This window comes from Falsochrobactrum ovis (assembly GCF_003259955.1).
Classification (GTDB): domain Bacteria; phylum Pseudomonadota; class Alphaproteobacteria; order Rhizobiales; family Rhizobiaceae; genus Brucella; species Brucella ovis_A.
The window spans coordinates 349,448-362,985 of sequence record NZ_QLMK01000001.1; the positions used below are offsets into that span (position 1 = coordinate 349,448).

A 13,538-nucleotide genomic window follows, 5' to 3' on the forward strand; every position below is an offset into this window, starting at 1 on the left:
GCCGATCTCAAGCACTTAGCCACCTTTGGGCTGGGTTCGGGACGGACAGCGGAAATGACTGCACCCGCACCTTTTGCGCGTCCTTGAAACGCAGCAAAGGCGTTCGTCCTGGTTTTCTGGCCAGTAGAAGAAGGACGAACCCGTGTCTCACATCGACAGTTTCAAATGCCGCAGAACCCTCAACGTAGGGGGCAAGGAATATGTCTATTACAGTCTGACCGAAGCTGAAAAGAACGGTCTTGATGGCATCTCCAAGCTTCCTTTCTCGATGAAGGTGCTTCTTGAGAATCTGCTTCGCTTCGAGGATGACCGCTCTGTTAAGAAGTCTGATATCGAAAATGTAGCCAAATGGTTAGTAGACCGCGGTAAGGCCGGGGCCGAGATCGCATATCGTCCGGCTCGCGTTCTCATGCAGGACTTTACCGGCGTTCCCGCGGTTGTCGATTTGGCTGCAATGCGTGATGGTCTCAAGGCACTTGGTGGAGATCCAGAAAAGATCAACCCGCTTGTGCCTGTTGATCTGGTTATCGACCACTCCGTCATTGTTGACGACTTCGGCAATCCGATGGCGTTCAAAAATAACGTCGAGCGCGAATATGAACGCAATGGCGAGCGTTATCGCTTTTTGAAATGGGGCCAGCAGGCATTCCAGAATTTCCGCGTTGTTCCTCCGGGCACCGGTATTTGCCATCAGGTCAATCTTGAATATCTGGCGCAAAGCGTCTGGACCAAGGAAGAAAATGGCGAAACCATTGCTTATCCTGACACTTGTGTTGGTACCGACAGTCACACCACTATGGTCAACGGCCTTGGTGTATTGGGCTGGGGCGTGGGCGGTATTGAAGCGGAAGCGGCCATGCTCGGCCAGCCCGTTTCCATGCTGTTGCCGGAAGTTATCGGGTTCCGTCTGACCGGCAAGCTGAAAGAAGGCGTCACCGCGACTGACCTTGTTCTCACTGTTACCCAGATGCTTCGCAAGAAGGGTGTTGTCGGCAAGTTCGTCGAGTTCTTCGGCGCTGGTCTCGATAATATGACATTGGCGGATCGTGCGACTATCGGCAATATGGCACCTGAATATGGTGCGACCTGTGGTTTCTTCCCGATTGACCGCGAAACCATCAACTACATGAATATCACTGGCCGTGATGAAGATCGCATCGCGCTGGTTGAGGCCTATTGCCGTGCGCAGGGAATGTGGCGCGAAGCGGGGTCGGAAGATCCTGTATTCACCGACATTCTTGAGCTTGATATGGGCGATGTTGTTCCGTCTATGGCTGGTCCAAAGCGTCCGGAAGGCCGTATTCCGCTGGAAAACATTGCCTCAGGTTTCGCCACTTCTCTGGAAGTCGAATATAAGAAAACCGGTCCTCAGGATGTCCGCTATGCGGTCGAAGGCGAAGATTACGACCTCGGCCATGGTGATGTTGCCATTGCAGCAATCACCTCTTGCACCAACACATCCAACCCAAGTGTTCTGATTGGAGCGGGTCTTCTGGCTCGTAATGCAGTCGCTAAAGGACTAAAAACCAAGCCTTGGGTTAAAACCTCGCTGGCTCCTGGCTCGCAGGTTGTTGCTGCCTATCTGGAAGATGCCGGCCTTCAGAAAGAACTTGATGCGCTGGGCTTTAACCTCGTTGGTTTCGGCTGCACCACCTGTATTGGTAACTCCGGTCCGCTGGCGGGTCCTATTTCCAAAGTCATCAATGACAATGGAATTATTGCTGCTGCGGTTCTTTCGGGTAACCGAAATTTTGAAGGTCGTGTTTCGCCAGACGTACAGGCAAACTATCTGGCTTCGCCACCGCTGGTTGTTGCCTACGCTCTTGCAGGAACCGTCACGAAAGATTTGACCAAGGAACCTCTGGGCGAAGATCAGGACGGTAATCCGGTCTATCTGCGTGATATTTGGCCATCGTCCCAAGAAATCAACGAATTCATCGCCAAGAACGTTACCCGCAAAATCTTCTCTGAAAAATATGCGGATGTGTTCAAGGGAGATGAAAACTGGCAGGCCGTACAGGTCCCCGCCGGGCAGACTTATGCATGGGATGATAAATCGACCTATGTCCAGAACCCGCCTTACTTTGTCGGAATGAGCAAGACGCCTGGCACCATCCAAGACGTCAAGGGCGCACGTATTCTTGGCCTCTTTGGTGACAAAATCACCACCGACCACATTTCGCCAGCAGGCTCTATCAAGGCACAGTCGCCAGCAGGCAAATATCTTCTCGACCATGGCGTTGGGATTGCTGACTTTAACCAGTACGGCACCCGTCGCGGTAACCATGAAGTGATGATGCGCGGTACCTTCGCCAATATCCGGATTCGCAACCATATGCTGGGCGAAAACGGTCGCGAAGGTGGCTACACCATTCATTATCCTTCCGGTGAAGAAACCTCGATCTATGATGCAGCGATGCAATATAAGGCCGAAGGTGTTCCGCTCGTCGTATTCGCGGGTGTCGAATATGGTAACGGATCGTCGCGTGACTGGGCGGCAAAAGGCACCAATCTGCTCGGTGTCAAAGCCGTGATTGCACAGTCATTCGAGCGTATTCACCGCTCCAATCTGGTTGGCATGGGCATTGTTCCATTCGTCTTTGAGGATGGCACAAGCTGGCAGACGCTGGGTCTAAAAGGTGACGAAATCGTCACGATTGAAGGCCTTGCAAATGTGCGTCCGCGCCAGAAGGTGGAAGCATCCATCACTTATGGCGATGGTACTGTGAAAAAAGTTCCGCTGATCTGCCGTATCGATACGCTGGATGAGCTCGAATATATGAAAAATGGCGGCATCCTGCAGACTGTTCTGCGCGACCTCGCAGCCTAATAGAGCAGCTACTCACGCAGAAGTGAGTAAGCCTGTCATACCGAGCCGCCGGAGAATTCCGGCGGCTTTTCGCTGTTTCTTAGATGCTCGGCCTGAACTCACCGCAATGTGAATTCCTATTGTTTGCACTCATCCTACATAGTAGATGGCGTAACTGTTTTTGATAGGATAAGCGGCCGTGAAGGTTCTATACATAAATGCCGGCATCGAAGCGCAGCCTCGGATAAAAACTGGGGTCTATGCGGGCCGCTTTTTGGGCGTTGCGGGACTGGCATTTATCGGCTGTTTTTCGTTATCCTCGAACGGTCAAGCTCAACAAAACAGCAATCGAGACGCAGTCGTCGAACTTTACACATCGCAAGGCTGCAAATCATGCCCCGCAGCGGACGAAATTTTGGCCGAAGCTGCTGATGATCCAAATATTCTAGCTCTCTCGTTTAATGTGAATTATTGGGATTATCTTGGCTGGCGCGATACGCTCGCGACCCAAGAGAACACGGACCGACAACAAGCCTATCGCGATGCTTTTACGAAAATGGTCTACACGCCCCAGATGATCATCAATGGTCGCGTGCAGATGAATGGAGGAGACGCGACAGCAATCACCGAGCAGCTTGAAGGAACAAAGCTCCAAGTTCCAATCGCAATCCAGCGCTCAGAAGATGGTCGTCTTTCCATTGAAATTGCTACCGGTGAGAAACCGCCCTTTCCAGTTCATGTCTTGATTTTCTATATTCGAGACTCCGTCAGCATTCCGATTACTAAGGGCGAAAATGCTGGAAAATCGGTAACTTATCGCAATACGGTTGCCGATATAGACACGATCGGCCTATGGGAGGGAAAAGCGGTTACCTTTGAACTGCCTGCATCTGAACTCGATAGGAAAGATGTCACCGGTTTTGCGGTGATTCTGCAAGAATTCCATGAGAAAAATTCTCTGGGCCCCATTCTTGGGGCGGCCCTGTTTAGGGAGTAAATCCTATTAAGGGCTGAAGTTGGTTCGGTCCAAGCAGTCCATTGGGCGGGGGGCTTGGGGTCGACATACTCGAACCGAACCGTCTCAGGCAACACTTGAATGCTGAAGCTCTAATCAGGCCGGAATGCGAACTATATAAGGCAAAAATGTGTCTCTTAATCACCAATGCCGACAGTCTTTGTTTTTTTGTGAAAGAGAAATCCAAAAAATAGGGGTTTTATTTTCTTGCAAAATCGCTCTCCCACGTGATTTGCTTGAATTCAAAGATCAAAAGCCTAACCTTACCGTTTAGGATTAATCCTCGCACGGAAGTAAGGGCCTGCGCGGCTTTAAGGATAGGAAGGGAAATATGGTTACATCACGTGCAGCCAATAAAGTTCAGCCAATTGGGCTGTCTGATCCCGCCAGCGTTGTACCATTCAATTCCCCCACATCTTTTCGCGATCAGCAAGCAGCGAAAATAGTGAGCTTTGACCGAAAAGAATTGGGAAAAATCCTCAATATTTATGGCCGGATGGTAGCTACCGGAGCTTGGCGCGATTATGCGATTGATCACTTAAATGATCGCGCTGTATTTTCGATTTTTCGCAAAGCAAATGAAGTTCCGCTTTTTCGTATCGAGAAAAATCCCAAGCTTGCACAGAAACAAGGTGCTTATTCTGTGATCGCTGCGACGGGGCTGATTATGAAGCGCGGCCATGAATTAGACCGCGTTTTAAGGGTCTTCGACAAAAGTTTAAAACTGGTCCATGGTGATTGATCGAAACTCGATTGCCAACCGGATTTAAATAATCAAATAGGGCTGAGCGATTTGCTTTCCTATAATATAGCCCTATATTCAATGTGTTAGACCTGGTTCTAAAGAGGCGGGAATAACATGAGATTAATATTAGGAAAAAATTGTGCGTTGCAGTTCAACCGATTTGAATGCCACCACAATCTTTGCCGCAATCTGACCAAAAGGCTTAGTATTCTGGGAAACCATGATGATGTGGACTCTCGGATAAGCTTTCGTTGGGTTCAATTATCACTGTAATTTATTTGGAAAGGCTGTTAGGGCACATGCCGGAATTGTCGTCTTCGCCGTCCAATTCATCCTTTGTTGACCACAAAACCTCGGATCACATTCCGCCTGAGCAACCATCACCCATCCGTTCACATTATAAATCTGAAGATGAGTTGCGGGAGCTTGCAGCCGCTGTAGCTCGGGGTGAAGTAATTAGTCTTCCAGGCTATCAAGCGTTCGAATTCGATAACCGTCTTTCGGAAAATGGCAAGTTCATTCTTCATGTCTATCGTGCTGCTGATGCGGCATCCCGTGCAGGAGAAACCATAACTCCAGCTGCGCAATGGTTGCTCGACAATCATTATGAGATAGATAAAACTGTTCAGCAGACCCGGCGCGATTTGCCCCGCCGGTTTATTCAGCAACTGCCTCCCTATAAGGCTATTGCAGAAATGCCGCGCATTTTTGCGCTCGCATGGCTTTATGTTGCGCATACTGACAGCAATTTTTCTCTCAAATCGCTCACTGCAATGGTGGAGGGGTTTCAAACTGTCGAGCCTCTCAAAATTGGTGAGCTTTGGGCTCTGCCGGCGGCAGTACGCTATTTTCTGATCGAAAATGCGCGCCGGGTTGCGCTTCGCGTTGATCGCGCACGCAATATGCGCATCCTTGCCAATACGGTCGCCGACCGCATTGTGCTCACGGCTAATGAGCAGGAACTTGAAGCGCTTCTTTCAAGATATGTGCAAGCTGCCCACGATAGCACTTTTGCAACCCATCTTCTCTATCGCTTGCGCGGTGCATCCACCGATACTTCCGCCGCTGCAAGCTGGCTTGAGCGAATTCTCGAGAAAGAAGGTAGCAATCCGGAAGATGCGATAGTCGATGAACATGCGCGCCAATCCACCGGCGGCGTGACCATGGGCAACGCCATCCGAAGCCTGAAAACCATTGATGATGTTGACTGGGAAACTTGGTTCGAGACCGTCAATCAGGTGGACGCAATTCTGCGCGAGCACAGCGATTTCGAACTGTTGGATTTCCGTTCACGCAACGCTTATCGCGTCACGATCGAAAAGCTTGCCCGACATTCGGATATGAGCGAGATCGATGTCACTTGGATGGCGCTAAAGCTTGCAAAACAACGTGGTGAAACACGCCTTTCCGAAGGTAAACAAGATAGCGGATCAATCGCCTATTATTTGTCTGGTGATGGCCGCCTAGATCTTGAGAAAGCCTGTGGATTTCGAGCCCCGTTCGGTGTGAAAGCGCTGCGCTTTTACCGCGGTCTTGGCCTTTGGGGCTTTTTCATTCCGACCGCAATTTTCACCATTCTAATTCTTCTTTTGGTGAATTATTGTATGGTCCGTGGCGGACTTTCGCCGGATTTGCGCTTGCTTTTCACGCTTTTGGCGCTGTTCCCGGCAATGGATGCGTCCTATTCCTTGTTCAACGCCCTCGTTCCGTGGTTTGTCCAACCGACGCGTCTAATCGGCTTTGAATATAAGGACGGGCTACCGGCCGAAGCGCGCACATTGGTTGCAGTGCCAACACTGATAACTTCGCGCGATTCTGTTGATGAACAGGTTCGCAATCTTGAAGTCCATTATCTAACCAACCCACGCGGTGAGATTTATTTCGCTCTTGTTAGCGATTGGTTAGATGCGCAGGAAGAAGTTACTTCTGCAGACATTGAAATCCTTGATTATGCGCGCGAGGAAATTGCCAAACTCAACGAACATTACACCCGCGATGAACAGCCGCGTTTTTTCCTGCTTCACCGTCGCCGTCTTTATAATGAGAAGCAAGGCTGCTGGATGGGGTGGGAGCGCAAGCGCGGCAAGCTGCATGAGCTAAACCTTCTTTTGCGGGGCGATCAGGATACAAGCTTCTTCCCGGCAGATCCTCGGCTTCCCAAGGATGTCAAATATGTCATGACCCTTGATGCCGACACCCGTCTAACCCCGGAAGCTGTTACAAATCTGGTGGGCAAGCTCAGCCATCCACTTAATCGTCCGGTATTTGATCCCCAAACCGGGCGTATCACGCGCGGTTATGGAATTCTTCAGCCGCGTGTGACGCCGTCGCTGACAACAGGCGATGAAGCTTCCTTCCTTCAGCGGGTATTTTCGGTCAATCGCGGAATAGATCCTTATGTTTTTGCGGTCTCTGATTCCTATCAAGACTTGTTGGGTGAAGGTACATTCACCGGCAAGGGGCTCTATGACATTGATGCTTTTGAAGCGGCGCTGAAAAATAAAGTTCCTGAAAACACATTGCTCAGCCATGACCTTTTGGAAGGCGGCTATGCGCGAGCAGCGCTCGTAAGCGATGTAGAAGTGGTTGAGGACTATCCGACTGGCTACAATGTCGATGTGTCTCGCCATCACCGCTGGGCGCGTGGCGATTGGCAGCTTTTACCGTGGCTCTTTTCTCGCGATAGCGGAGTAAATGCGGTCACGCGCTGGAAGATGGTCGACAATCTACGCCGTTCGCTTAATCCAATATTCTGGCTACTTGCAGCTATTATCGGCTGGACGGTGCTGCCACTGGGGCCTGCAGCAATCTGGCAGGCATTCCTGATTTTCAGCATGTTCGTTGCGCCGACATTTGGCATAGTGACAAATCTTTTGCCCGTTAGCATGGATTATTCGCTCAAAGGCCATGTGCAATCGGTGCTCACCGATATTGCTCTGGGTACGGCAGATGTGGCGCTGCGCACCACTTTTATTGCCCATTCGGCCTATTTGATGGCGGACGCTATTCTGCGCACGCTTTACCGCTTGTTCATTTCGCGACGGAATTTGTTGGAGTGGCGCACCGCAGCGCAAGCGAAATCTTCGCCCGATACGCTTCTTTATTATTATCAGTCGATGTGGCCGGTCACAGTCGTCGCCGCAATCGCTATTCTCGCGCCGCTTGCCACTAACAACACAGCCGCGCTGATTGCCGCGTCATTTGCAGTGATCTGGGCAGCTTCGCCGTTTATCGCCTGGCTGGTCAGTCGTTCGGCCAAACCCCAAGATGCGCTTGAGGTTCTCAACTGTGACAAGGTTGCTCTTCGTCGCTACGCACGCCGGACCTGGCGTTATTTCGCCGAATTCACCAATGCTGAAAATAACCATCTGCCGCCGGATAATTTTCAGGAAGACCCTGCACCAATGGTCGCTCAGCGCACGTCGCCGACCAATATTGGCGTTTATCTTCTGTCGGTAATCGCCGCGCGCGATTTTGGCTGGATCGGCTTTGATGAGACAATCGACCGGGTTGAGGCAACCATCACAACCCTTGAAAAGATGGAGAAATATCAGGGCCATCTCTATAATTGGTACGAAACGCATACATTGGCGCCTATGTCGCCGCTCTACGTTTCCGCCGTCGATAGTGGCAATCTCGCCGGTCATCTGGTCACTCTATCGTCAGCGCTGGAGGAATGGGCGGAAGCGCCGTCCGTTTATATCCAAGGCGATCTTGACGGAATATTGGATGTCAACGACATCGTTGAGCAGTCGATTGCGCAAATACCCGACGATCGACGGATTTTGCGCCCGTTAAGGCGGCGGCTGGAGGAGCGCACCGCGAATTTCCGCCGTGCTGTGCGGACAATCAAAGAAGAGCCAGAAACCGCGTCATTCCGAACCATTAATTTATCGCTCTTTGCGTCCGACATTGTGCGGCTGATGAGCGAGCTTGACGCTGAGGTCAACACTCCCGAAAGTGCGCAAGCGTTGGAATGGACCCATATGCTTGTTGAGACCTGTAAAGCGCATACTGATGATGCGATGGGCGAGCATAATACCGATGCACTGCGCGACAGGTTGCGCAATTTGGCATCACGCTCGCGCCAACTGGCATTTGACATGCAATTTGGTTTTCTTGAGCGGAAAGAACGGCGTCTCCTGTCGATTGGTTTCCGCGTACAGGAAAACGAGCTTGATGAAAGCTGCTATGATTTGCTCGCTTCTGAAGCGCGTTTGGCAAGCCTTTTCGCAATTGCCAAGGGCGACGTGCCTGTTGAACATTGGTTCAAATTAGGCCGTCTTCTTGTTCCGGTCGGCTGGAAAGGCGCGTTGCTGTCCTGGTCTGGCTCAATGTTTGAATATTTGATGCCTCCGCTGGTCATGTCGGAACCGTTGGGCTCCTTGCTGGATCAGACCAACAAGTTGATCGTCCAGCGCCAAATTGATTATGCGACATCCCGAGGTCTGCCCTGGGGCATATCGGAAGCGGCATTCAATGCGCGAGATGCGCATATGAATTACCAATATTCCAATTTCGGGGTGCCTAATCTCGGGCTTCAGCGTGGTCTGTCACGCAATGCGGTCATTGCACCTTATGCGAGTTTGTTGGCTGCGCAATATCAGCCAGCAGCAGCCGTGGCCAATCTCAAGCGTCTGGAAGAACTCGGAGCGCTTGGCCGTTACGGCTTTCACGATTCCGTAGATTTCACACCTTCGCGTGTGCGTGAAGGCGAATCCTATGCAGTAGTGAAAAACTATTATGCCCACCACCATGGTATGGCGATCATTGCGGTTAACAATGTCATCTTTGAAGGCCGCATGCGTGAGCGCTTCCATGCCGATCCGGTGATCGAGGCGGCGGAGCTGTTATTGCAAGAAAAAGCACCTCGGGAAATCCCGATGGTCTATGCGAAAACAGAGAATCCAATGCGGGTGGATTCAGGCGGCTTTGATGATGCGCCGATGCGCATTATCGATGTGCCATTCAAAGCCCCACGTACCACGCATATGATGTCTAACGGGCAATATTCGTTGATGGTTACCGCTAATGGCTCGGGCTATAGCCGTTGGCACAATTGGGATATTACCCGGTTCCATGCGGACGCGTCGGAGGATTTGCAAGGCACATTCCTGTTCTTGCGAGATATGGAAAGCGGTTATTGGTGGTCTGCCACCGGTGAGCCGGTCCGCAACCCGGATGAAGAAACCAAAACCGTTTTCACCGAGGATAAGGCGGAGTTTTATAAAACCGCCGGTGACATTAAGACAGTCATGGAGGTGATTGTTGCATCCGAGGTCGATGGCGAAGGCCGTAGACTGGATATTATCAACACCAGTGCCTATGACCGTTTAATCGAGGTCACTTCTTATGCAGAATTGGTACTAACCGATACCGATACGGACGCGGCCCATCCGGCATTCGCAAAAATGTTCGTAGAAACGCAAATCGCGGATGATGGGACGACCATTTACGCCAAGCGTCGCAAACGGGCGCCGTCTGATCCAGACATTCATGTAGCGCATCTTGTGGCTGATTTATCCGGTGCCGTTCGTGAAACACAGATCGAGACGGACCGCCGGGCCTTTATCGGGCGCGGACGTTCGCTGCGCAATCCGGCTGCATTTGATGAAGGTGCAAGTTTTACCGGCAGCCAAGGATGCGTACTGGATCCGATCGCCTCGATCCGTACCCGGGTGCGCGTTCCAGCGCATAAAAAGGTCAGCTTGGTATTTTGGACTTTCGCAGGTGGCAGCCGTGATGCTGTAGAACATGCGGTTGCTACCCATCGTCACCCTGAAACATTTGCCCGGGAATATTCGCTCTCCTGGACGAGTTCTCAGGTCCAGCTTTATCACATCGGCATCAAGCCTGCCGAAGCTGCCGATTATCAGAAAATAGCCACCTATCTGCTTTATCCAGAACGCACATTGCGCAAGCCGCCTGAAATGATCGCAAGTGGCTTGGGTAAGCAATCGGATCTATGGCCGCTTTCGATTTCCGGCGACTATCCAATCTTCGTATTGCGCATCGATAATGAAGCCGATCTGAATGTATTGCGAAGCTTGTTACGTGCGCAGGAATATTGGCGCAGCAAGGGTCTGACGGTTGATGTTGTGGTCTTGAACGAACGGGCTTTCTCCTATGTTCAGGATACACAACGCGCCATTGAGTGGATTGTGGAAGGGTTCCGCGCCCGAGGCGGCGGCCATATATTTGCCGTGCGGCGCGACCAGATGAGCGACGAAACTTATGACACTTTGCTTGCTTCTGCACGCATTGTCATGCACGCCCAGAACGGTTCCCTCTCTGAACAATTGCGCCGCAGCGAGGAATTCACCGTGGATCTTGCAGCGCGCAGCGATGCACGCAGTAACGCCGACGAGCAAACATCTGTGCTCAGTGGTGCAGGCCGTCTACCTGCTGCTGCCAGCAAGAATGCAGAAGACATTATCCTCGCTGGACAAACGAGCCCGCAGGCATTGCCCGCACCACGCGGAGATGATCTGAGCTTCTGGAATGGTTACGGGGGCTTTGCCGAGGATGGCAGTTATGTGATCCGGGTTAACGGAAACACGACCACACCTCACCCATGGATCAATGTGATCGCCAATCCGACATTTGGTTTCCACATTTCCGGGGAAGGCTCAGCCTTTAGCTGGGCTGGCAATAGCCGCGATTATCAGCTGACCCCATGGTCTAATGATCCGGTAACCAACCGACCCGGCGAAGCGATCTATATTTTTGATCGTGAGACCGGACATAGTTTTGCACCGACCGCCAATGTTGTGCGTGATCAAAAGGTCACTTATGAAGCGCGGCATAGCCACGGCTATTCGACCTTCACTTCATCACATGGCGGATTGGCCCTGGATTTAACCCATATTGTGGATACGCAAAAGCCAGTGCGCTTTTCGCGTCTCACAATCACCAATCATGGCGATGCAACTCGCCAGCTCCGTGTTTACGGTTATGTGGAATGGGTGCTGGGCAATTCTCGGTATAAAAATGCGCCTTTCATCGTTCCCTCGCATGACGAGGAACAGGGAGCGATTTTCGCCACGAACCCTTACCATCCGGAAAAATCAGGGCAGGTGGCGTTCTTTGCAGCCAATGAAAAGCCGCAATCGATTACCGCAGATCGGAGCGAGTTTATTGGAACCACCGGCTCAGTCGATCGTCCGGAAGTGGTTTTGCAGGGGAAAGCGCTTTCCAACACGGTAGAAGCTGGGCGCGACCCGTGTGCCGCTCTCGCCTTCGATATCGATGTTGGTCCGGGCGAAACGCGCGAAATCATTTTCTTGCTCGGTAATGCTGCCGACCAATCTGAAGCCAAATCGCTGGTTTCTGAAGCCCGCGCTGCCATTTTCGCTGACAAGCTGGCCGCAACCAAACAGCAATGGGATCGTTATTTCAGTAAGGTTCAGGTAAAAACCCCTGATCCAGCCTTCGATCTCATGGTCAATAGCTGGTTGCCATACCAGGCATTGGCATGTCGAATATGGGCTCGTGCCGCATTTTATCAGGCCAGTGGCGCTTATGGTTTCCGGGATCAACTGCAAGATACGCTTTCGCTTCTTTTGCTTGAGCCTTCACTTGCACGCGCCCAGATTCTGAATGCGGCTTCGCGCCAATTCCCGGAAGGGGATGTGCAACATTGGTGGCTACCGGCAACCGGTGCCGGAGTTCGAACACTGATTTCCGATGACGTCGTGTGGTTGGGCTATGGCACATCGCTCTATGTCAAAACGACCGGTGACGTCTCCATCTTGGATGAAGAACTGCCCTTCCTTGAGGGGCGCAAGTTGGAAGAAGGAGAACACGACGCCTTTTACGAGCCGCAAACCTCAAAGGATACAGCCAGCCTTTATGAGCATTGCGCAATTGCGCTTGATCTTGCCATCACACGCACCGGAAAGCACGGGCTTCCGCTGATTTTGGGCGGCGACTGGAATGATGGCATGAATCTCGTTGGCGTGAAGGGTGAGGGCGAGAGCGTATGGCTTGGTTGGTTCTTAGCCTACACGCTCAAGCAGTTTATTCCCATCGCCCAGTCTCGCAATGATTTGGAGCGGGTCGAGCGTTGGCAGTCCCATGTGGAAAGCTTGCGCGAAGCGCTCAATCGCGATGGATGGGATGGGGAATGGTACCGCCGAGGCTTCTATGACAATGGCGCGCCACTGGGTTCAAAGGACAGTGACGAATGCCAGATTGACGCAATTGCCCAATCTTGGAGTGTGCTTTCCGGGGTTGCTGATCCAGCTCGCGCCGAACAGGCGATGGCATCGCTCGAAAATCGCCTTCTGGATGAGGAAGGGGAATTGCTACGCCTCTTCACCCCGCCATTTGATAAAACCGAGCAAGAGCCCGGTTATATTAAGGGCTATCCGGCTGGAGTGCGGGAGAATGGCGGCCAATATACGCATGGCGCAACCTGGGCCATACTGGCATTGGCCCGCATGGGGAGAACAGCCGAAGCTTGGCGTTTATTCTCGCTAATCAGTCCCGTCAGCCATGGGCGCAATCCTGATATTTATCGCGTCGAGCCTTATGTGATGGCAGCCGATATCTATTCGGTTGAGCCGCGCCGCGGGCAGGGCGGATGGACCTGGTATACAGGTTCTGCAGGCTGGTTCTACCGCGTTGCAACAGAGGGGATTCTTGGGATCACCCGCCGTGGCGATCGACTGCATTTGGATCCGGCATTGCCGCCGCATTGGGATGGCTTTGAAGCCAGTTTGCGATTTGGTGATGCTCTGTACCACATTAAGGTTGAGACCGGTGCGCAAGCAAAATCCATAGTTTTGGATGGCCGCAAGCTCGAAAAACTTGACGAGGGTGTGCCCATTCACACCGAGGGCGAACATGAAATCGTCATGGTGCTTCCCAAAAACTCATGAACCCTTTAAAAAGGCGGGTCATAACCCGCCTTTTTTGTAGTTTCTTCTAAATGAAGCGCTGCAATTATTTTTGGATTGGAGGCCGTT

At 51.8% G+C, this 13,538-nt stretch carries 4 protein-coding genes; all 4 read left to right on the forward strand.

Features of this window, described 5'->3' with window-relative positions:
• The first annotated feature begins 142 nt into the window (after positions 1-142).
• The 4 genes from acnA to C7374_RS01685 all read left to right on the forward strand — a co-directional run bounded on the left by acnA (position 143) and on the right by C7374_RS01685 (position 13,451).
• The gene (gene acnA, locus C7374_RS01670) at positions 143-2,830 is read left to right on the forward strand and encodes an aconitate hydratase AcnA (protein ID WP_111573866.1); all 2,688 of its coding nucleotides are present in this window, start codon (positions 143-145) and stop codon (positions 2,828-2,830) included.
• A 253-nt stretch (positions 2,831-3,083) separates the two neighbouring features.
• Entirely contained in the window at positions 3,084-3,806 is a 723-nt protein-coding gene (locus C7374_RS01675) for a DUF1223 domain-containing protein (RefSeq protein WP_111574244.1), read from the forward strand.
• 349 nt (positions 3,807-4,155) lie between these two features.
• Complete coding sequence (locus C7374_RS01680; RefSeq protein ID WP_245412550.1) at positions 4,156-4,566, forward strand: DUF2794 domain-containing protein; 411 nt, start codon at positions 4,156-4,158, stop codon at positions 4,564-4,566.
• Between the two features lie 302 nt (positions 4,567-4,868).
• A complete protein-coding gene (locus C7374_RS01685; protein WP_111573867.1) occupies positions 4,869-13,451 on the forward strand; it encodes a glycoside hydrolase family 94 protein in 8,583 nt (2,860 codons plus the stop codon).
• The last annotated feature ends 87 nt before the right edge of the window (positions 13,452-13,538 follow it).

Coding starts and splice junctions, on each gene's coding strand:
- C7374_RS01680 (WP_245412550.1), top strand. CDS start 4,156: ATGGTTACATCACGTGCAGCCAATAAAGTTCAGCCAATTGGGCTGTCT.
- C7374_RS01685 (WP_111573867.1), top strand. CDS start 4,869: ATGCCGGAATTGTCGTCTTCGCCGTCCAATTCATCCTTTGTTGACCAC.